Annotated in this window: 19 protein-coding genes and 1 tRNA gene; 13 read left to right on the forward strand and 7 right to left on the reverse strand. The window is 42.2% G+C overall.

Going from position 1 to position 21708, the window contains the following annotated elements; translation table 11 throughout:
* Positions 1-4 precede the first annotated feature (4 nt).
* From B4K11_RS14300 to B4K11_RS14310, 3 genes are all read left to right on the forward strand, one after another.
* A complete protein-coding gene (locus B4K11_RS14300; protein ID WP_292949975.1) occupies positions 5-490 on the forward strand; it encodes a universal stress protein in 486 nt (161 codons plus the stop codon).
* A gap of 185 nt (positions 491-675) precedes the next feature.
* Positions 676-1512 carry a 23S rRNA (adenine(2030)-N(6))-methyltransferase RlmJ gene (locus B4K11_RS14305; RefSeq protein WP_292949977.1) on the forward strand — a complete coding sequence of 279 codons (837 nt, stop codon included), beginning with the start codon at positions 676-678 and terminating at the stop codon, positions 1510-1512.
* Between the two features lie 173 nt (positions 1513-1685).
* Positions 1686-2156, forward strand: a complete 471-nt coding sequence (locus B4K11_RS14310; protein ID WP_292949979.1) for an OsmC family protein — start codon at positions 1686-1688, stop codon at positions 2154-2156.
* A gap of 149 nt (positions 2157-2305) precedes the next feature.
* On the opposite strand, the gene B4K11_RS14315 is transcribed toward B4K11_RS14310, so the two are convergent.
* Positions 2306-4354 carry a methyl-accepting chemotaxis protein gene (locus B4K11_RS14315; protein WP_292949981.1) on the reverse strand — a complete coding sequence of 683 codons (2049 nt, stop codon included), beginning with the start codon at positions 4352-4354 and terminating at the stop codon, positions 2306-2308.
* 419 nt (positions 4355-4773) lie between these two features.
* Here B4K11_RS14315 and B4K11_RS14320 point away from each other — a divergent pair, with 419 nt between their 5' ends.
* From B4K11_RS14320 to B4K11_RS14330, 3 genes are all read left to right on the forward strand, one after another.
* A complete protein-coding gene (locus tag B4K11_RS14320; RefSeq protein WP_292949983.1) occupies positions 4774-5310 on the forward strand; it encodes a hypothetical protein in 537 nt (178 codons plus the stop codon).
* A 235-nt stretch (positions 5311-5545) separates the two neighbouring features.
* Entirely contained in the window at positions 5546-7150 is a 1605-nt protein-coding gene (locus B4K11_RS14325) for an ABC-F family ATPase (protein WP_292949985.1), read from the forward strand.
* 437 nt (positions 7151-7587) lie between these two features.
* Entirely contained in the window at positions 7588-8070 is a 483-nt protein-coding gene (locus B4K11_RS14330; protein WP_292949987.1) for a redoxin family protein, read from the forward strand.
* 29 nt (positions 8071-8099) lie between these two features.
* On the opposite strand, the gene B4K11_RS14335 is transcribed toward B4K11_RS14330, so the two are convergent.
* Positions 8100-8447 (reverse strand): hypothetical protein, encoded by a 348-nt coding sequence (locus B4K11_RS14335; RefSeq protein ID WP_292949989.1) that lies wholly within the window; start codon positions 8445-8447, stop codon positions 8100-8102.
* Positions 8448-8741: 294 nt separating this feature from the next.
* On the opposite strand from B4K11_RS14335, the gene B4K11_RS14340 reads away from it, so the two are divergent.
* Positions 8742-9575 carry a substrate-binding periplasmic protein gene (locus B4K11_RS14340; protein WP_292949991.1) on the forward strand — a complete coding sequence of 278 codons (834 nt, stop codon included), beginning with the start codon at positions 8742-8744 and terminating at the stop codon, positions 9573-9575.
* A gap of 203 nt (positions 9576-9778) precedes the next feature.
* On the forward strand, positions 9779-10114 hold the full coding sequence (locus B4K11_RS14345; RefSeq protein ID WP_292949993.1) for a DUF2956 domain-containing protein: 336 nt from the start codon (positions 9779-9781) through the stop codon (positions 10112-10114).
* Between the two features lie 93 nt (positions 10115-10207).
* Here B4K11_RS14345 and B4K11_RS14350 read toward each other — a convergent pair whose 3' ends face one another.
* Together B4K11_RS14350 and B4K11_RS14355 are read right to left on the reverse strand one after the other, a co-directional pair.
* Complete coding sequence (locus tag B4K11_RS14350; protein WP_292949995.1) at positions 10208-10810, reverse strand: nitroreductase family protein; 603 nt, start codon at positions 10808-10810, stop codon at positions 10208-10210.
* Between the two features lie 163 nt (positions 10811-10973).
* Entirely contained in the window at positions 10974-11879 is a 906-nt protein-coding gene (locus B4K11_RS14355) for a LysR family transcriptional regulator (protein WP_292949997.1), read from the reverse strand.
* A gap of 160 nt (positions 11880-12039) precedes the next feature.
* Here B4K11_RS14355 and B4K11_RS14360 point away from each other — a divergent pair, with 160 nt between their 5' ends.
* Entirely contained in the window at positions 12040-12936 is an 897-nt protein-coding gene (locus B4K11_RS14360; protein WP_292949998.1) for a DMT family transporter, read from the forward strand.
* Between the two features lie 4 nt (positions 12937-12940).
* Here the strand turns inward: B4K11_RS14360 and B4K11_RS14365 are convergent, their stop codons facing one another.
* From B4K11_RS14365 to dusA, 3 genes are all read right to left on the reverse strand, one after another.
* On the reverse strand, positions 12941-14626 hold the full coding sequence (locus tag B4K11_RS14365; RefSeq protein ID WP_292959446.1) for an HAD family hydrolase: 1686 nt from the start codon (positions 14624-14626) through the stop codon (positions 12941-12943).
* A 208-nt stretch (positions 14627-14834) separates the two neighbouring features.
* The gene (tal, locus tag B4K11_RS14370) at positions 14835-15785 is read right to left on the reverse strand and encodes a transaldolase (RefSeq protein ID WP_292953631.1); all 951 of its coding nucleotides are present in this window, start codon (positions 15783-15785) and stop codon (positions 14835-14837) included.
* 19 nt (positions 15786-15804) lie between these two features.
* Positions 15805-16788 (reverse strand): tRNA dihydrouridine(20/20a) synthase DusA, encoded by a 984-nt coding sequence (gene dusA, locus B4K11_RS14375; RefSeq protein WP_292953628.1) that lies wholly within the window; start codon positions 16786-16788, stop codon positions 15805-15807.
* Positions 16789-17050: 262 nt separating this feature from the next.
* On the opposite strand from dusA, the gene B4K11_RS14380 reads away from it, so the two are divergent.
* From B4K11_RS14380 to B4K11_RS14395, 4 genes are all read left to right on the forward strand, one after another.
* Positions 17051-17440: a diacylglycerol kinase gene (locus B4K11_RS14380; RefSeq protein WP_292953626.1), complete on the forward strand. Its 390-nt coding sequence runs from the start codon at positions 17051-17053 to the stop codon at positions 17438-17440.
* 155 nt (positions 17441-17595) lie between these two features.
* The gene (gene gltX, locus B4K11_RS14385; RefSeq protein ID WP_292953623.1) at positions 17596-19098 is read left to right on the forward strand and encodes a glutamate--tRNA ligase; all 1503 of its coding nucleotides are present in this window, start codon (positions 17596-17598) and stop codon (positions 19096-19098) included.
* A gap of 182 nt (positions 19099-19280) precedes the next feature.
* Positions 19281-21470, forward strand: coding sequence for a putative bifunctional diguanylate cyclase/phosphodiesterase (locus B4K11_RS14390; protein WP_292953620.1), 2190 nt, complete (start codon positions 19281-19283; stop codon positions 21468-21470).
* 90 nt (positions 21471-21560) lie between these two features.
* A tRNA-Ala gene (locus tag B4K11_RS14395) sits at positions 21561-21636 on the forward strand.
* Positions 21637-21708 lie beyond the last annotated feature (72 nt).

The raw sequence follows: 21708 nt of genomic DNA on the forward strand, positions 1-21708 counted from the left end.
AAACATGATTCCTGACGTTAAAAAAATTCTTTACGCATCCGATATTGAAAAAGGCTCTCGTCCAGCGTTTCGTGCTGCAGTGAGTTTGTGTGGGCAATACAATGCTCAAATCACTTACCTGCACGTACTTGAAAGTGAGCATCAACAAAATATGGCGCTGCAATCTTTATTAAAAGAAGAGGGTATGCGTGAGATGTATGAAAGTAGCTTGGTAGACCTTAAAGCTAAGTTAGAGACACGTATTAATAAGTTCTGCACAGATGAGCTGGAAGAAAATGAGATGCTATCTGATGCTCAAGTGAATTCTATTATTCGTGAAGGCAAGCCTTGGGAAACTATTGTTGAAGTTGCTAACGAGATTGATGCAGATGTTATTGTGATGGGTACACGCCCACACTCTGGAATAGGTCATGCACTGATGGGTTCTACAGCGACTAAGGTTATGAATAACGCTAAGCGACCTGTGCTTATCGTACCGTTGAAGAAATAAATAGCAGTCTAGATTTTTTAAAGGGCTGATAGAGAGATCTATCAGCCCTTTTTTATTTAAGCGGTGTACGTACTTATAAAAAGGGTAATTGTTTAGGTTTTGATTTTTTGTTTTTGTTTTTACACGTAAACTACTCACATTCGTAGAGCCTTTTTCTTAATCGATTTATAAAAAGAGATTCCCTTTTGTTAAGTTATAGACACTCATTTCATGCAGGAAACTTTGCCGACATCCTTAAGCATATTGTTGCGGTAGAGATACTCGAACACCTGACTAAGAAAGATAAACCGTTCGAGTATATAGATACGCATTCAGGCACGGGGCTTTATAACTTTAAGTCTGCGCAGGCGCGTAAACTTGAGGAGCATGCAGGTGGAATTGGTAAGTTACAACAAAAGGAATACCCTGAGTTAACTCGCTATTTTGATGTGGTTAATTCTTATAATGATAAGGGGCAGGGAAACTTTTATCCCGGTTCACCTTTGTTTGCTAAGTATTTTTTGCGCCCTCAAGATCGCGCTTGGTTGTTTGAACTGCATCCTGAAGATTTTAAAACGCTTTGTATGAACACGAGCCGGCAGCGAAAAATAAAAGTAGCTTGCAGTGATGGTTTAAAAGGGTTGGATGGTTTGATGCCTCCTGCAAGCCGTCGTGCGCTGGTTTTGATAGATCCCTCGTATGAGATTAAAACCGAATACAACCAAGTTTTTTCGGCCATTGAAAAGGCGCATAAAAAGTTTGCGACAGGTACTTATGCCCTTTGGTATCCAGTGGTGGATCGGCCAACGATTAATAAATTAAAGAATAAGTTTATCCGCAGCGGTATTAAGAATATCCAATGTTTTGAACTAGGTGTACGCCCTGATTCGGATGAACATGGAATGACCTCATCAGGCATGATTGTAGTGAATCCGCCTTGGGGGCTGTTCGACAAAATGTCAAAACTGCTGCCAAAATTAGCCAAGACCTTAGGCGAATCGGATGAGTTGATCTATAAATGCGACCAGCTTGTTGATGAATAGAAAGCCGAGGAATAAAGGTAGAGGAATAAAGGTAGAGGGATAAACAGTTGTTGAATTAAAGACTGCCGGATAAAAGCTAATGAACAAGAATAGCAACAGAAGCGCTTTCTAAGTGACTGTTATACGGCAGTTATGCGACAGTCAGCCTTCTGAAATTTGCGGGAGTGGTATTTATGTCCGAGCATTTAGCTGAAATAGTCTGGCAGCGTGGTCGTAATGAAACTTATATAGATAATCGTTACAGTCGTGCGCATGAATGGCGCTTTGATGGGGGTTTTACGGTGCCTGCATCGTCTTCCCCTCACGTAGTACCTCTGCCTTATTCAGTAGCCGAGAACGTAGATCCAGAAGAGGCGTTTATCGCCTCGTTGTCTAGTTGCCATATGCTGTTTTTTCTTTCAATTGCCGCAGCGGCTAAGTTTGTTATTGATCAATACTCTGATAGGGCTGTCGGCGTGATGGGAAAGGGTGCCGACGGAAAAATAGCGATAACTAAGGTGACGCTGCGGCCTGAGGTTATTTTAAGTGGTGAACTTCAACCGAGTCTTGAACAGCTAGAGGAGATGCATCATCAGGCCCATGAGCAGTGCTTCCTTGCAAATTCAGTAAAGACTGAAGTAGTTATAGAGATAATGACTCATTAAGTTGTACGGTTTATAAAAGGGAAGGGCGATTATTGTATTGATTGGATGTGAAATAGATTCACATTGTCCTGAATGAAGCATGGCTCCGAAGAGCCATGCAAGTGTGTACAGTTAAATGTAAAAATCAAAATTAGCTTTCAGTTACTTTTTTAAGTTCTGAACAGCCCAATAACACGTTGTAGTTCTTTTCCTGCATTATCAAGTTCAGAAATCGCCTGTGCCATATTGTTACTGGAGCTCGATGTTTCGATAGCAATTGTGCTTATGTTTTCAATATTTCGACTGACGTCTTCACTTACTGATGTCTGCTCTTCCGCTGCTGAGGCAATCTGCACGCTTGCATCAGATATGCTGGAAACAGAGTTAGTGATTGCACTCAATGCTTCACCTGCCTGAGACGTCATCTCAACACTGCTTTTCACTTTGTCATTACTTAGCTCCATGCGTTGGACTGCGCTACGAGTATTACCCTGTAGGCGCTCAATCATTTCACGTATCTCAGTGGTTGATTTGGCCGTTTGTTGGGCAAGGTTACGCACTTCGTCAGCAACAACTGAGAATCCTCTACCCGCTTCGCCAGCACGTGCGGCTTCAATCGCAGCATTAAGAGCGAGCAAGTTGGTTTGCTCGGCAATATTTTGAATAACATCCATAACAGTACCAATAGAGTTACTGTTTTGTTCAACCTGTTCGATCATGTTGGTGAGTTCGTTAACTTCACTAGATATGCTCTGGATTGAGTTAACAACTTCTTGAACAAGTTGGTCTCCATTATTAGCTTCGGCACTGGCGAGTTGAGTCTGTTGAGCTGCTGACGCTGCATTGCTTGCAACTTCTTCAGAGGTTGAAGTCATCTCGGAAATGGCTGAGGCGACCATCTCTGTTTCTTGCTGCTGTCTATTTAAGTCTGAATTTAAACGATCAACTCCACCTGACACAGTATGTAGATGTGTATTGATTGTGTTCATTGTATTGTTGAGTTGTTTAGTTACTTTACGTAAACCACCCACGGTTGCTTTAGCGCTTCGGCTTAGTTGATGAATCTCATTATTGGTATCAGCAGAATCACCCATATCTGTGTTAATTCGCGTTGTTAAATCACCGTCACCTATTGCCTGCATATAACCGCAGATAGTGCTGATAGGTTTTAACTTTATACGTAGTGTAATGAATAGCAGACCTATGATGATAATTGCACAAACAATCGACAATATGATCATCTGTAGATGCAATTTATCAGCGGCCTTCGTAAATTCCTCTTCGTAACTGCCGACAACAACACCCCAATTCCACTCTGTTGCTTGTGAGAAAGCGAGTAGACGATTTCTTGTGTCACCATTGGCTGATGTGGTTGGAATGTTAATCGTTCCCTTTTGTGCGGATGTGATCGCATTTAGAATTTGGTCACCATTTTGAATAGCGGTGGTTATATTTTTGCCTTCTTCGCTTGGATGAAGAATTAGGGTGCCTTGGTTTTTACCGGGTTTTAGGTCAACAATAAAAGCAAATCCTGTTTCACCGATTGTTAACTCGGAGATGCTTTTCTTTAGTTCGGCCAAACTTGCTGTGTAGTCAAAGCCAACGTAAAGAATGCCAGCAACTTCGCCTTTAGTATCTTTAAATGGGACGTACTTGGTCATATAGTTGCGGCCAAAAAGCGCAGCGGGTCCACGATACTCTTCACCATTTATTAATTTTTTGTAACCTGGATGGGATTTACCTAACATCGTACCAAATGCACGTGTTCCGTCAGCTTTACGCAAAGAAGTGCTAATACGCAAAAAATCATCATCTACACGCATGAAGACAGTCGCCGATCCGCCGGTCATCGCGGTAAACCTGTCCGGTTTTTCAAAATTATTAGTGATCACCTCCCCATCATTCATGAGAACAGGCACTTGGAATTTACCAACGGTTACTTCTTCATAGAGTGACGTGGTCATCTCTTCAGTGAACATCTGAACAAAGACATCAGCAATTCGGTCTGTTTGTTGCTGCAATGTTGCGTTATAAAAATCAACATTTTTTGATAGTTGTTCTGCATGTTCTACAATGGAATGCTCAACTGTTTCGATAACGCCATGATTAACTTCATGGTTTACGAAAAGAGCTAATGCTGTGAATACAAACAGTACGATTGTTAATTGTATTGTGACAAGCTGATTGACGATTGATGAATTACGAAGAAATGAAGGCATGCACAACATCCTTAATGAGAATATGGAAACAACAGTAGTTTAGATACACATAACTATAGAAGTAATTTATCTAAATTGACTAGTCATACATTAATTAAACAATTAACTTATTGTTTTTACAAAGAGTTGCGAGTGTTTTAGGTATAAAGTAGCTATAAACCCCACCTAAAATATGTCTTTTGAGGTCGTGCTCGATGGAAGTTGCGCCAATTTTTGCCCACCCGTTAAAGAGTTCCTTTATAATCTTTCTAAGCTTTATCCCCGTATGATTGTTGTATAAAGATAATCTGTACGAATAATAGACAGAGTTGTTGCGTAAATGAGAATAAAGTCTCAGCTACTATGTTCATACAGTTATTCGGTTTTATGGTTGCTGGAGGCTTATTGCTGTTTGAGGTTAATTGTTGTTTGAGGTTAATTTGAGTCCACCTACAAGAGATCGTTTTGGCCTGTTAGAAAATGAGATTGATTGTCATCGATCTCATGGTGCCAAAATAGTAAATTGTCCTTCATGTGGTTATGAAGCGGCTGTGGAAGAGCCCGGTTTCTCACCAATCTATTTTAGTCACTGTCTATTATGCAAAACTAAGACTCGGTATGTTCGGATAGAGTGTTCTTGTGGTGCAAAGGGAATCTATGATGGTGCCCGTCATCAAAAATGTACAAGCTGTAAGGAGCCTTTTTCGTATTCACTCGTTGTAAGTCAAAACGAACCCAAAGTATGTGGAGAGGAACCCCCGGATACTTATGACGAGGCTCAAGCCCACTGCCATATCTGCCGTAAAGAGCAACATACGGTGTTCGAATTTGATCATCAGTGGCTTTGTTTAAACTGTTTAGAGGAACACCGCTCACCGGGCTGTTGCGAAGAGTGTGAAACCATACAGACAGGTGATATCGAAGATTCATTTGAGAGTGGCTGTATGGATTGCTCTGGTCGTATTAGTTGGGACTGAAGCGATAAAGGAATTTCTACGTGCTCTTTTTGGCTACATTTAAGTAGCTCTTTTTAATACCAAATCGCGTTTTTTTATTACATAAATAGCAGAGCACCTAATTAAACGGAATTTGTTTGTTTTTTGTACAGTTCTTTCTCGACATTTTGGCTTCAACTCTTTATAGTTCGCGTCCCTTATGTAGGCCGTTTTTTACTTGGTTTATCCTCTCAATTTAGCGCTCAGGTACACTTCTTTGATTTCTACCGCAAACATCACCATGCAATTTGGCTCTACGCCCCTGTTTGAAAACATCTCAGCCAAATTTGGCAACGGTAACCGCTACGGTTTAATCGGTGCAAATGGTTGTGGCAAATCGACGTTTATGAAAATTCTAAGCGGTGAATTGGCAGCGACCTCAGGTAATGTATCTATCACACCAGGATATACTGTAGGTACCTTGAGTCAGGATCAGTTTGCATTTGAAGAGTACAGCGTAATTGATGCGGTAATCATGGGAGACACGCGCCTTTGGGAAGTTAAACAAGAGCGTGATCGTATCTATTCTTTACCTGAAATGTCTGAAGAAGATGGTATGAAGGTTGCTCACCTAGAGGGTGAGTTTGCAGAGATGGATGGATATACCGCAGAAAGCCGTGCAGGCGAGATTCTGCTATCTGCTGGTATTGCTGAAGAGCTTCATTTTGGTTTAATGAGCCAAGTGGCACCGGGTTGGAAGTTGCGTGTGCTTCTGGCGCAGGCTTTGTTTGCTAATCCTGATATTTTGCTTTTGGATGAGCCTACCAACAACTTGGACATTCATACCATTACGTGGCTGGAAGATGTACTTAACCAGCGTAAATGCACAATGATCATCATCTCTCATGACCGTCATTTCTTAAACTCTGTTTGTACGCACATGGCAGACATCGATTACGGTGAACTGCGTATCTTCCCCGGTAACTATGAAGACTTTGTTGCCGCATCCACGCTTATTCGTGATCAGTTACATGCTGATAATGCTAAAAAAGCAGCGGAGATAGAAGACCTTCAGCAGTTTGTTAACCGTTTCTCAGCAAATGCATCGAAAGCGAAACAAGCGACATCACGTGCTAAGCGCATGGATAAAATCAAACTTGATGAAGTGAAGCCTTCAAGCCGTGTAGCACCTTATATCGCTCTTAAGCAGCATCAGAAGCTTCACCGTCAGGCGCTAGTGATCGAAGATGTATCTCATGGCTTTGATGGCGAAACGCTTTTCAGCGGCGGTAATATGATTTTAGAAGCGGGCGCTAAGCTGGCTGTTATCGGTGAAAACGGTGTCGGTAAAACAACGTTCTTACGCTGCCTTTTGAACGAACTTAATGTAAATCAAGGTGATGTTAAGTGGGCGGAAAATGCAGAGATTGGTTATTGCCCACAGGACAGTTCTGATGATTTTGATTCTGATCTTACCTTGTTTGAGTGGATGTCCCAGTGGCGTACACCTAAACATGATGATTTGGCTGTTCGTGGCATGTTGGGCCGTCTTTTATTTACAGCGGATGATGCGAATAAGAAAGCCAAGGTTTGTTCAGGTGGTGAGAAGAACCGCTTGTTGTTTGGCAAGTTAATGATGTCTGAAACCAACGTGTTGATTTTGGACGAGCCAACCAACCATTTGGATATGGAATGTATCGAAGCGTTAAATAATGCTTTGGCTGGCTATGATGGCACCATCATCTTTGTAAGTCATGACCGTGAGTTTGTGTCCTCTCTTGCTACTCGTATTGTGGAAATTAAAGATGAAAAAGTCATCGATTTCCAAGGCACTTATGATGAGTATATTGCCGACCAAGAGAGGGCTGCACAGGTTGCTTAATTGAATTGCATAATTTTGCTGTGTTTTCATAAGCCGTAACTTAGCCATAACTTCAGTCATAACTTCAGCCATAACGAAAGGCCCGATATTTATATCGGGCTTTTTTGTTATTTTTGCTGTGTCATTTTCAAATCTACTAAGGAATTTATTCCTCTTTAAAAGAGAACTGCTTATTTGTGCCATAGTTAGTATGTCTAAAGCCTAGGGCTATGTGAGCTGAGAGCTGTATTAAGAGCTGGACTAAGAAAGGCTAAGAATAGGGTCATGAGACAAGGGCCATCAACGTTATTGAGCCGGTCATGAACGGACCCTTTTTCTAACCTTGTAGCCTAAGAGCGTCATAAGTTAGTTAAGTCGCTGTAGTTAGATTCTCTAGTAATGTGGCTTAATAGCTAAGACGGGTAAAGCTTACATACGCCTTTAATTTGGAGAGTAATATGATTAAAAGTATTAATTCACCCCCTAAATTAAATGTTCAAACATGGATAAACACTGAAGAAGAGCTTTCACTAGAGAAGCTTAAAGGGAAAGTGGTGGTTATCTATGTATTTCAGATGTTATGCCCGAGTTGTATTTTAAACTCCATTCCTCAGGCACGGCGAGTCTCTGCTTTATTTCCAAAGGATGATTTAGCGGTAATTGGGTTGCACAGTGTGTTTGAGCATCATGATGCGATGACAGAGGTTTCATTAAAAGCATTTTTACATGAGTTCAAAGTTAGCTTTCCCGTCGCTATTGATATGCCGAGTAAGAATAAAGGCGGGCGAATTCCTCAGACTTTAGATGCTTATCAATTAGAAGGCACGCCATCTATCATTGTGATAGATCGTCAGGGCAGTTTACGCAAAGTTAAGCTGGGCCATCTAGACGATTTAACGTTAGGTGCTGAACTCATGTCTCTGATTAGGGAAGAGATATAGTATACGAGCCCCTTTTACGTTTTGAGTGATCAGTTTAATAATTGATCTTTCATTACGTTGAATTTTTCAGGCGTCATATCAAGGTCTATAACTGGAAGCGTGTCTGTTACCCGACGCCCTTCTGGTTTAAGTCGTCTGGAATAAACTAGATCTAATTCTGGTGTGTTTTTTTGAACAGTATTCCTACGGCGGTCTTTCATCACTTTGCGGCGTTCGCGATGTTTATATTGCGCTGTTTGATATTCACAAATCCATTCACCAGCATGTAGCAATGTCGGCAAATCTGGGCTGACTTTACCGCTCTCGGGGCAAGCCCAATAATAGATGAATTTATAGTTATCTAAGTCTTTTATTAATTTAAGTGAATTTGCAGACATGATTCACTACATTCCTTGTAGGGCGAATTTATCAATAACAGCTAATATATTGAGTGGGCGTGTGTATTAGACGCAAATGGTACGCTTTATTTTACAGTTGAAATATAAGAAATTTTCTTAATTTAGGGGAATTGCATAAGAAGAGTTTTTTATCTAATTGTTGAGCTGAGTGAGGGGTGGGGAATCGCTAGACTAATAGCATAAAGTAGCGGGTATGTTCACATACAATAATGATGATGCCATCTATAATTAGGTATCTGCACTTAGATTCAATAACAGTAAAAGGCAATTGCTGTGAAGCTTTTTAATTTGATCTGGTTGGTCGCGATCCTTATTTTTCCGTTGAGTGTAACGGGGAATGAAAAGGTTATTGTGATGGGCTATAAAGCGATTGCTAAGCCTCCATTAATTGGTGATGCGAGAGATAATTCAGGTTTATATGTTGATCTATTTTCAAAAGCCGCTGAGAAAATAGGTTACCGATTGCAGACCGTCAGAATTCCTAAAAAAAGGCTTCATAAGGAACTAGCTTTAGGTAATATTGATTTCTACCCGGGCTCCTCCTTTTCCACAGATCGCGCAAAATATCTCTATTATTTGCCTAATGGACTGCTAACAAAGGAGGTACTTGTTTCTCTGGACTCAATACCTGAAATCAGTGATATGGAAGAGGCTGAAGGCACGCTCATTATCGAGTTAGGAAGTAGTAAATCTGAATGGGATGATATTTACCCTAAAATTTCGCTTACACAAATGAGCAAGTTGTCCATGGAGTCCGTTATAAGGGCTCTAAAGGTAGGCCGGGGGGATTTCTACATCGCTGATATTGAAATTGTAGATGATTATAAAAGGCGAAACGGTATAAATCGTTTTGCAGATATAGGTATTCGAATTCATCACAATGCAATTAATCGTGAGTCTATTCCTATGTACATGGGATTTGCGCGTAATTCTTTACTGTTTTCTGAAAGGCCAAATTTAGAATATGATCCAGGTGTCCGGGTCAGCATCAGTAATTTTACCTCGATCGTTAATAAGGAAAGTGTCGCTTACCGCTTTTCTGAGGCCTTGTTACAGTTACAAAAACAGGGTGATACCCAGCGTTTATACGATCTTTATTTCAAGTAAGCGGCCTCAAACTGTTATCTTATAATCACTGTCCCATAACGGCTGCCCCATAACTGCTGTCTCATAATCAGAGCTTTTGATTCTATTCTTTAAATTTAGTGTTTAGATATACGTGTTTAGGTAGAAGTGCCTAGATTTAAGTGTGGAGCATATTCTTCGGGTCGATACTCATGTGATAATAGGTCAATTAATTAGGAGTACACATGGCGAAGAAGCAAAAAGTGTCTGATGAAGTAGTTGCTGAGGCAATGCACGTTGCTAAAGCTACGCAGCGTCCGGGGCAAACAAAAGAACAAACAAAGTTAATTGCCCAAGGTATTCAAAAAGGGATTGAAGAGTATAAAAAGCGCAATAAAGAGAAATCCCGCGCATTAGATAAACAGAAGCGTAAGTTACAGCAAGCGCAACGCTCTATTACTGAGACTGATGAGGTAGAAACTGAATCTACTGTCATCTATCGGCAAAGCAAATTGAGCTGGGGCCTTCTACTGGTCAGTTGGCTGGGTTTTGCCGCGTATGTTGTGACCTTTAATTCTTGATCCTGACTTATAGTTGGATTTAAGGTTTCTGAGAGTTGAGGCCTGCTTAAGCAGGCTTTCTATTTATTTAAAAGCTAGATTTTAACGCTATCCTTAAAAACTGTTTTCCTTTAATACTTCCTCAAGCGGGAGCTGCCCTGCACGTTTATTGGCTGATTTTGCCGCCCGGCCTAAGGTGACTATCATACTGATAACATGGTGTTCAGGTAACTTAATGATCTTCGCCACCTGCTCATTGTCAAAGCCGATCATCGGGCACGTATCATAGCCAAGTGCTTTGGCGGATAGCATCAGTGTTTGAGCCGCCATGCCGCATGAGCGCATCGCTTCATCACGCTGTAACTGCTCTTTGCCGTTATAAAAAGATTCCAACATAGGCAGCATCATGGCTTGAACATCTTCTGGGGTATTCGCCCAATATCTCTGCGGGTTATCACTCCATGCTTGGGTATCGGCACATAAGATGATTAGTTCAGCGGCCTCGGTAATTTGTGTTTGTCCCCAAGCCGCCTCTTGGATCTGATCGCGTAGTAGGGGATCGGTTACGCGGACAAAGCGCCAATGCTGAATATTGTATGAGGTCGGAGAAAGTAGAACGGCACTCATAATCTGCTTGAAATCCGTTTCGCTAACAGGGGATTCTTTATCGTAGTGTTTAACGGCACGACGTTCTTTAATGGCATTAAAAAGTTCCATAACAATCCTTTAAGCTTTATTAGGTTTGGCGGGCTCATCAAGTAGCCGGCTGAATTGATGCAAGTTGATGAGTCAAAGCTTAATTGGTTTTGAAATGGATGATAATTAGGGTAAATAGAAAGACTAAGTTGAGAAAAAGTAAACAGTAATGTCCAACTGATATTTATTTATCCCAATAGGGTATCTCGGTACCGAAATACTCAATTGCAAAATCTAGAAACGCTCGGACTTTCGCGGGCATAAATTGGCGTTCAATCAGTACGGCGTTAATCTCCTGACTGGGCATCTCATAATCGCAAAACAACTGGACCATCCGGCCCGCTTTTATATCAGCGCCAGCGACGAAGGTTGGTAGCCGTGCAATCCCTAATCCTTGTAGTACCGCATCCCTAAGGGCTTCACTGTTATTAACTTGGTAGTTACCTGTCACAACAACGTTATGAGAGTGGTTCTCTTTAATAAATGTCCACTCCTTAAGGTCATTTGAGTAGCTAAAGGGTAAACAGTTGTGCTGTAGAAGGTCGTCTAGATGCTCTGGATGACCATTATTCTTTAAATATTCAGGCGAAGCGCATAGAACACTGTTTAAAGGGGCTAAACGGCGAGCAATTAAACTTGAATCAGCCAGTGTTCCAGAGCGAATTGCAATATCAAAACCACCTTTTACCAGATCTACGACTTTGTCATCCATAACCAAGTCTATGCTGATCTTAGGATAGCGCTTTAGAAATTCCGGAATCATCGGGGCCATATGCAAACGTCCAAATGACATGGGCGTATTAATACGCAGGCGTCCTTGTGGTTCGCCTTGTAGTTGAGCGACCGCATCTTCCGCATCTCTTGCTGCGTTATTGGCTCTAGATGCGTGTTCAAAATAATGCTCACCCGCTTCTGTTAAGCTGAGCTTACGGGTGGTTCTATGCAGTAGCTTTACGCCCAGCTGTTCTTCCAATTGAGTGATCCGTTTACTCACCGCTGATTTAGAAATACCCAAAAATCGAGCAGCGGGCGAAAAGCCTCCACACTCAATGACCGCGACAAAAACTGGAATAGCGCCAATGTTATCCATGAGATTCACCGTTTACTTATACTCAACAGTTATTCTCCAAAATAGCGGATTATCGGTCAACTAGAAACAGGTTAGTCTTCTCACTTAATTTAAGCACTTTTGCTTCCAGGCAAAACTGAGGTTAAAGCACTTAAGCAGAAACCAAAAGTGAGTGAGAGCTATGAAAGTATTAACTAAAACCTATCCTTCGTACCTCGTTCACGGGTTGATGCTGCTGATGGTGACATTCGTGGCAAGTTCTTTTCCTGTGGGGGCACTAATAACAACAGCCATGCCGCCTGAGGTAATGATGTTTATACGTTTTTTCATGGCGGCTAGCCTGTTTGCACCTTATGTATTTCTTAAGCATGGGCTACATCTGCCGAGTATCAGTCAGTCAAAAAACTATACGATTCTAAGCATCCCGCTGGTGGTATTTTTCTGGTGTATGTTTGAAGGGTTGCGCTATACCAGTGCATTGAATACGGGGGCAATCTATACGGTCATACCGGCTATTACGGCGGTTTATGTGTTTTTTATTAATCGGGAGAAAACCAGTAAACGTCGATCTATTGGATTGTTAATCGGCACTTTAGGTGCTGTTTGGATTGTTTTTCGTGGAGATCTGGCGGATCTGTTAACGTTACAGTTTAACTATGGCGATTCACTGTTTTTCCTCGGTTGTCTGTTTTTAGCGGCTTACAATCCGCTGATTAAGAAGTTCTATGTCGGGGAAGCGATGGAAGTGATGACATTTTGGGTCATCGCAATCGGAAGTGTTTGGTTACTGCTGTTATCTATACCTTCTTTTAAGTTGGTTACTTGGCAAGAAGTGAGCATTGGTGTGTATTTAAGTGTGCTGTATTTAGCCATATTCACTACCGTTGTGACTTTTTTTCTGCTGCAATTCGGGACGTTATCAATCGGTGCTACAAGGGTGGCTGCTTATAGTTTTTTGACTCCGGTATTGGTCGCTATTTTGAATATATTTTTAGGTGCTGAGGTTTTTGATTTCAAACTTCTACCCGGTATTTTTCTGATTTTGCTAGCAATGAACCTAGTACAAAAAGAGGGGTAAGTGTTTAACGCTTACTGGCTTTTCTGCATGAAAGGACCATCGCCCAAAATTCTGAAAAGTCATTTACAACAACATCCGGTTTGTAGGGGTAACGTGCATTCCCCGGAAAAATCTTGTTTAACCAAGGTTGGTCCCACTGAGCTCCATTAAAAAAGACACTCGTGATTTTGGCTGATTTGGCTGCGATCACATCGGTTGTACTGTCGCCTACATACCAGATGTCTGCGCCTAAGGGCATGTTTAGATTTTCTGCTGCTTTTAATATTTGGTCAGTGTGAGGCTTACGTTGTTCAGTATCATCACCGCAGATCTCAGTATCAAATAGATGCGCCCAGCCGCCGTCAACAGTATTTAATTCGTGGACAAAAAACTCACGATCACGGTTAGTAATAACACCTACAGTGAGACCTAGCTTGCGTAACCCTTCGAGCATATCTTTAACTTTGACTTCAAAAGGGAGTGCGTTTCCATAATATTTACGATAATGATCAGTAAAGCCTTTATGCGCGAGAGTCTTCGCCACATGGTTGTCAGCAAATAGAATCTCAAAGATATCCGTGCGTGATATTTTGCGGTCCATTTTTATCTTGGGGTGCAAGCTTAGGTTATCCCTTACATATTCAACTAAGCGTTGGTCATCGGGAGATTTGCATTGGGCAGAGTCTACTAGCTGTTCTAAAAGGCCCAGCTCTTTTAACTCTTTTAACATATCATCGACTGCGTGATACATCGCATCAAGTGTATCAACCAGCGTGGCATGCCAATCGAACAGGATCACTTTAGGGTAAGTTAGTTTGGCAAGAGCAGGGTGCCAGTCGGGCTCTTGGCGCTTAGGTTGAAGTTGACGAGCCGGTAATCGTGCAGGTCGTTGTTTTTTTAAGGTTTGAGCGATTGATGAGCCTTCACTTTCAAGCACCAGATCAAGTAGCTCATCAAAGTCGTCGACGATAATATCTGGATCGTAGTGGTGATGTGCATTGGCAGCAAAAACCTGTTCAAACCAATGGGGGGACCAGAGCGCGCCATTGTAAAAGACACGGGTAACACCTGCTTTAGTCGCCGTCATCATATCGGTGACACTGTCACCTACATACCATAAATGTTGATCTGCAAGTTCATTGATATGCTTAGCTGCTTGTATCATAGAGTCTGCAGCAGGCTTATAGCGTAGCATCTCGTCGCCGCACAGGGTGACATCGAAAAGCTCTTTCCAGCGTCCTCCTTCAACACAGGCGAGTTCAGGGTCTAAAAACTCGCGGCTGCGGTTAGTGACTACACCTATTTTGATCCCTAGTTTTTTTAGGTAAGTGAGATACTCATACATACCATCTTGGAAAGGTTTAACACTTCCGTAATGGTTTCGGTAGCAATCATTATAGGCTTTATGCGCAATCTGATTGGCTTCATCATTGTCACCAAAGATCGCGTCAAAAACATCTGTTCTGGAGATACGTTGCTCGGCTAAAACCCGCGGATGAAGGTGGCGATAGATTCGAATGTAGCGGATAAGCTTTTCATCATCTTCTGTTTTGGCGTCTTCTTCTGGAAGTAAGTGTCTTACGAGATCAAGCTCATCAAGTTGAGCCAGCATCTCTTCAATCGCTTGGTACATAGCGCCATGCGTATCAACCAGCGTGCCGTGCCAATCAAACAACATTATCTTAGGAAGGGGGAGTACTGCGCTGCCCATCTGATATCTCCACGGTCAAAATTGATGACATAGAGATTAGTATAGTCAGGATCTTGATTAATAAAGGAAAAGGTAGGTAACGGAAGGTGATTTTTTTGAAATTATTTTGAATGAGAACACTGTGTTCAATTGATTAGGGTAATCCGTTGAACACAGTGTTAATGTCTTAGGTGGCCATCCAAGCTGGCGTGTCTAAGCCGCCTAAAATTTAGATTTCAGCGAGTAGTTTTTCTAACTTAACTTGGTCAGCAGCAAAACTACGAATACCTTGGGCAAGTTTCTCTGTCGCCATAGGGTCTTCGTTCATCATCCAACGGAACTCTGCTTCGTTAAGGGAAAGTTTACCTTGAGACGATGTAGCGTTGTCGGCAGACAGTTTTGTCTCTAGTGGAGCATCTGTATCTTCAAGCTCTTGCATTAATGCAGGTGCGATTGTTAAACGATCGCAACCGGCTAACTCTTGAATCTCATTAATGTTCCGGAAGCTTGCGCCCATCACAATGGTGTTGTATCCGTTCGCTTTGTAATAATTGTAGATACCGGTAACTGACTGTACACCTGGGTCATTAGCACCGGTGAAATCACCCTCTTCATTAGCTTTAAACCAATCAAGAATACGACCCACAAAAGGAGAGATAAGGAAAACACCCGCATCAGCACAAGCCGCAGCCTGAGCAAAACTAAACAGTAGAGTTAGGTTACAGTTGATACCCTCTTTCTCTAACTGACGCGCCGCTTGGATACCTTCCCAAGTTGAAGCAATCTTAATAAGGATACGCTCTTTACCGATGCCTGCTTCCGCATAAAGGCCGATCAATTTACGTGCACGCTCAAGGGTTGCTTCAGTATCAAAAGAGAGACGAGCATCAACTTCAGTAGAGATTCGGCCAGGGACAATGTTAAGAATCTCACGGCCAATCTCTACAGCTAAGCGATCAGTCATATTATCTAACTGAACTTGTTCATCACCGCCTTTGGATTCGGCCCAGTTTTTAGCGGTAACCAGCAGATCTTTGTATTGCGGTAATGCTGCGGCTTTTAATAACAAGGAAGGGTTTGTCGTAGCATCAACGGGTGTAAAACGAGCGATTGCTTCAATATCGCCCGTATCGGCTACAACGGTAGTAATCTGTTTCAACTGCTCTAACTGGGTAGTCATATGTTTATTTATTCCGTTTCTAATCGGGTACACGTTCCAATGCGTTTAAGAGTACCTCAATTGAGGCGCCAGGTTTATGCGCATTTTCGCTAATAAAACGACGAAACTGTTTTCCGCCGCGCTGAGCATGAAAAATACCCAACATATGGCGCACGATGTGATTTAACGAAGCGCCTTGGGCTAACTGTTGCTCTATGTAAGGGATCATATCCAGTACAGCTTGTTTGCGTCCAATGATAGGGTCATCACTGCCATAAAACTGCTGATCCACTTCTGCGAGAATGTAAGGGTTTTGGTAAGCTTCACGCCCTAACATTACACCATCTATATGTTGCAGATGTGTGTGGCATTCCTCTATTGATTTAATGCCACCATTAATATGTATCTCTAGCTCTGGAAATTCTTGTTTAATCTGATAAACCCACTCATATTTGAGGGGCGGAACATCACGGTTCTCTTTCGGGCTTAAACCTTGAAGAATCGCTTTGCGCGCATGGATGATAAATACGTTACAACCCGATTGACGTACCGTTTCGACGAACTGTTTTAGCTCGTCATAGCTGTCCATATCGTCAATACCTAAACGGTGTTTGACGGTCACAGGAATACTTACCGCAGCTTGCATCTGTTCTAAACAATCCGCCACTAACTGCGGATGGGCCATTAAACAGGCACCAATCATATTGTTTTGAACGCGATCACTTGGGCACCCGACATTGAGGTTAACTTCATCGTAACCATAATCTTCAGCCATTTTAGTGCATTGCGCTAAGTCAGCAGCATTACTGCCTCCTAACTGCAGTGCAACCGGCTTTTCTTCTGCGTTGTAGCGAAGAAAACGATCTGCTTCCGCATGGATCAGCGCGCCTGTTGTTACCATCTCAGTATAAAGAACCGCTTGCTTACTGAGGAGACGATGGAAATAACGGCAATGCCTATCAGTCCAATCCATCATAGGGGCAACGGTGAAGCGTCTGTTAAGTGTGTCTTTGAAATCGGTCATTAATATGCGGAGCTTATAATGTTGAATTTAATGTGGAGTAGGGATATCAAACAGGTGACATTACTAACTTAAACGCGATTATATACTGTCTCAGTTTTTTGCGCTGCACATAGTGCAATTTTCTTAGCTTATCGCGGGTTCTTAACTAGTTGGGGGTTAGATTTAAAAGTGTTAGCCTATGCGCAGATGCATGATCTAGACCTATTTGGCTTAAGTAAGCATCTATCTAATTTTGAGTGAATTAAAGGAATCTAGAAGAGTCATGAGTGAGTCAGAAAAGGGTTTTACGGCTAAAAATACCGGATTTAAACGCTTTTATTACGCGTCAAAATACTCGTGGCAGGGGATTAAAGCAGCCTATGCGCAGGAGCCTGCTTTTCGTTATGAAATTTGGGCTAGCGCTGTGCTTATACCGTTATCTTTTGTCGTGGCTCAGAGTCCAATGCAGCTGGCTGCGCTTATCTGTACATGCCTGCTAGTGCTTGCCTTTGAATTAGTTAACAGCGCAATTGAGGCGGTGGTTGATCGTGCAGGGACTGAATTTCATGAACTGGCAGGCTTAGCTAAGGATTTAGGTTCTGCGGTAGTGATGGTTGCTCTAATCATGGGGGCTCTTATCTGGGGGGCGGTCATTTGGGAAAATTATCTATAGAGTTTTGTGGTCTTATAAAGGTTTTCTCGGTAGATCTTACTTTTTCTGCTTAAATATAACGATCTGTTACATTTCTTAGTGGCTCGCAATGGGCTGCTAAGTATATAATTCCCTCCAATTATTTTTCTTCGAATTAAAGCACTCCAAGGACACCAATGACGACTGTTCGTACTCGTGTTGCACCTTCACCAACAGGTGACCCTCATGTAGGTACTGCCTACATTGCTCTGTTTAACTTAGCATTTGCCCGCCAGCACGGCGGTCAGTTCATTCTACGTATTGAAGATACCGATCAAACACGTAGTACAGATGCGTCTGAACAGAAGATATTAGATTCCTTACGCTGGTTAGGTTTGGAATGGGATGAAGGTCCAGATGTCGGCGGTCCTCACGGTCCTTATCGACAGAGTGAGCGCAAAGAAAACTATGCTCAATATGCGATGCAACTTGTGGAAGAGGGCAAAGCTTTCCTTTGCTACCGTACAGGTGAAGAGCTAGACGAATTAAGAACGGCACGTCGTGCTGCGGGTGGCCATACAGCGCTTAAGCAAAGCGACCTTGCACTACCTGAAGAGGAAGTGGCAAAACGTAAAGCGGCGGGTGCTCCTTACGTTGTACGTATGTGTGTACCTGAAGATGATGGCGTGTGTGTTGTAGACGATATGCTACGCGGCTCCATTGAGTTGGAATGGGGCATGGTTGATGCTCAGATTCTACTTAAATCAGATGGAATGCCAACGTATCACTTGGCGAACGTAGTGGATGACCATTTAATGGAAATCACACACGTGATTCGCGGTGAAGAGTGGATTAACTCTGCGCCTAAGCACAAGCTGTTATATCAGTATTTTGGTTGGGATATGCCGCAGCTTTGCCACATGCCATTATTGCGTAACCCAGACAAATCAAAACTGTCTAAGCGTAAAAATCCAACGAGTATTCTTTATTATCAGCGTATGGGTTTTTTGCCGGAAGCGCTGCTTAATTACCTTGCACGTATGGGCTGGTCTATGCCGGATGAGAGCGAGAAGTTCTCACGCCAGCAGATGTTCGATAACTTCGATATTCAGCGTGTATCTCTGGGTGGTCCAATATTCGATCAGGAAAAACTAAGCTGGTTGAATGGGTTGTGGTTACGTGAAGATCTAGATCCTGCGCAGTTTGCAGCGAAATATCAGGAATGGGCATTAAACCCAGAATACCTGATGCAGATCGTTCCACTGATTCAGCAACGTGTAGAGAAACTTTCTGATGTTGCTCCCCTCGCAAGCTTCTTTTTGGCGGGCATGTTAGATATTAGCGAAGCTGATTTTGAGCATAAGTCTTTAGAGAAAGATGATATTCGTCGCATGCTGCAATACTCTGTATGGCTTCTGGATATAGAAGATGATTGGAGCAAAGATCGTTTGTTTGCTCAGCTTAAGCAGTTAGCGGAAGCGATGGGCTTTAAAATTCGTGATTTCCTATTCCCACTGTTTATTGCTGTTGCAGGTATTAACCAGACAGTATCGGTTATGGATTCCATGGCGATTCTAGGTCCAGATATGACGCGTGCGCGTTTACGTCATGCCGTTAATGTATTAGGCGGCCCTTCTAAGAAAGAAGCTAAGCGTTGGGAAAAAGAGTATCGTAGTTTAAGTAGTCAGATACAGGGCTAGAGCTCGTTGTAATTTTATTATTTATTAATAAATTCAATAATAAAGCCGCTTTCTTGCGGTTTTTTTTTAACTCTGCGTTGGGATTATCTATACTGGTTTAATATCACTTAATATTTGTGAGTGAGTTATAGGTATGCGTGCATTTCTAAAGAGATGTATCTGTATTTCTACTGAGGTTTTATGTGACCAATTTTCGTTTCTCTGTTTGTTGTTTGGTTTTTTTAATAATCTCCTTTATTGGTGGCTATGGCGCTTTTCTGTATGAAAATATATGGGAGCGTGAACAGCAGTTACATCTTACAGAGATCACTAATTCTCAAGCATCCGCAATAGAGAGGCGATTAGAGCGCTCATTGTCCGCAACGCATCTACTTGCCCATCAAGTCCGTTTTAATCAAGGAGATGTTAGCGCGTTCGATGACTTCGCTAAGGAAACCATAACGGCTATTGGTGGCATATCGAATCTTCAACTAGCCCCCGATGGAATTATTCGCCACATCTATCCGCTCCAAGGCAATGAAAAGGCACTCGGTCATAATTTACTTGTTGATGATCGACGAAAAGCTGAAGCGCATAAAGCTATTAAAGAAAGAAGCCTCACTATGGCGGGCCCCTTTGCACTTGTTCAAGGTGGTGTTGCCGTTATCGGTCGTAATCCAATTTTTATTAAGCAGGAGGGGGGGGAGCAATTTTGGGGCTTCGCCTCTGCACTGATCTTCTTAGATACGCTACTTGAAGTGACAGATCTGAATGAGCTTGAACTTAAAGGTTATCATTACGAATTAACAAGACAACATCCTGATACTCTAAATTGGGAGCGTTTTGCTCACTCGGTCGAGCCATTAGACCGGCTTCAGGTTACGTTTCCAATACAAGTTCCAAATTCAGAATGGAAAATCACTCTCAGCCGACCATTACCTAACAGGCCTTTAACTTTGTGGCATGCGGTGGTTGTTAGTTTGATTATCGGATTTATTGTCTCCTTATTACTTTCCTATATTCTTAAAGAGCCGCAAAGGCTTCGTCAAATAGTGGCGGAGAAAACAGAGCAGCTTAATGAACTAGCCTTCTATGATGTGCTGACGGGCTTGGTTAATCGTCGCCTTTTTATGCAGCAGTTAGAATGCGAGCTTAAGCTTTTAAGTCGTTCAGGAAATAAAGCCGCATTAATGTACCTTGATATGGATGACTTCAAAAATGTTAATGATAGTTTAGGTCATAGTGCTGGGGATCAGCTCCTTATCGAAGTCGCTAACCGCATAAAAACAACCATGAGAGAAAGTGACATCATTTGTCGCTTGGGTGGTGATGAATATGCCATTTTGATGATGAACATACAGAATTCAAACGACAGTAAAATAGTTGCGAACCAAATTATCGAAAGAGTTAGAGAGGAGATTCTTATAGAAGGTCGCAGCCTTAATATAGGTTTATCGATAGGTATTACTATCCTACCGGACGACTCAATGGATCTAAGAGAGATTTTAAACAATGCTGATATGGCGTTGTATGAGTCTAAACGCTTAGGTAAGAATAGAGTTACTTTCTTTGATTATCAGATGCAGCAGTGTTCCATTGAGCGTATCGAAATAGAAAATGCTCTAAAGCACGCAATAAAAAATGATGAGTTTGAGTTGTACTACCAGCCCATTATCCGTTTAGATAACCGACAAATTGTTATGTTGGAGGCGCTTCTTCGCTGGAAGCATCCTGAAAAAGGTTTTATACCGCCGGATCAATTTATATCTATTGCTGAACAGTCAGGGCTGATTATCTCTATTGGTGATTGGGTATTAGAAACTGCCTGCGCTACGATCGCTAATGCGGTGCAACACCAAGAAGCCTGTGTGCCGATTGCAATTAACATTAGCGCTAAACAGCTACTGAATCAAAATTTTTCAGGCGAAGTTAAAGAACGATTAGAGCGATACTCGATCGATCCAGCCATGCTAGAAATGGAAATTACTGAATCAATCATAATGGAAAACATGGAAGATGCATTAAAGCAGCTGAATGAACTTAAAGAGGTTGGCTGTCGTTTCTCAATCGATGATTTTGGGACTGGATATTCCTCGCTTGCACAGTTAAAACAACTGCCTGTGGATTCACTAAAAATTGATCGGTCTTTCGTCCGAGATATAGAACACGATCATCATGATCGACAGATTGTCGAAGCGATCATTGCCATGGCGCATAGCTTAGGTTTAGAGGTTATTGCTGAAGGGGTAGAAGATCAGTACCAATTGGATTTTGTCGACAAGGCGGGCTGTGATCTAGTGCAAGGCTATCTTTTTAGTAAGCCTATTCCATATGATGAGATCGATCTGCAACAATACATCTATTTAGCCGGCGCTAATGATTATTCAATCTGAATTTGATACTTAAGCTTTTTAAAGATTCCGCATCGTTATCAATCAGTTGACAGTCATATGAGTTCTAATTACTATAGCGCCACTCTGTATGGGGCCTTAGCTCAGCTGGGAGAGCGGTTCGCTGGCAGCGAACAGGTCAGCGGTTCGATCCCGCTAGGCTCCACCATATGCCGTGACTTGTAGGGTTAGGAGTTACTAACCGGACAAAAACCGGACAAAAAAGCGGACAAAAACTCTG

The sequence above is a fragment of the Neptuniibacter sp. UBA6509 genome (genome assembly GCA_002435145.1).
GTDB lineage: Bacteria > Pseudomonadota > Gammaproteobacteria > Pseudomonadales > Balneatricaceae > Neptuniibacter.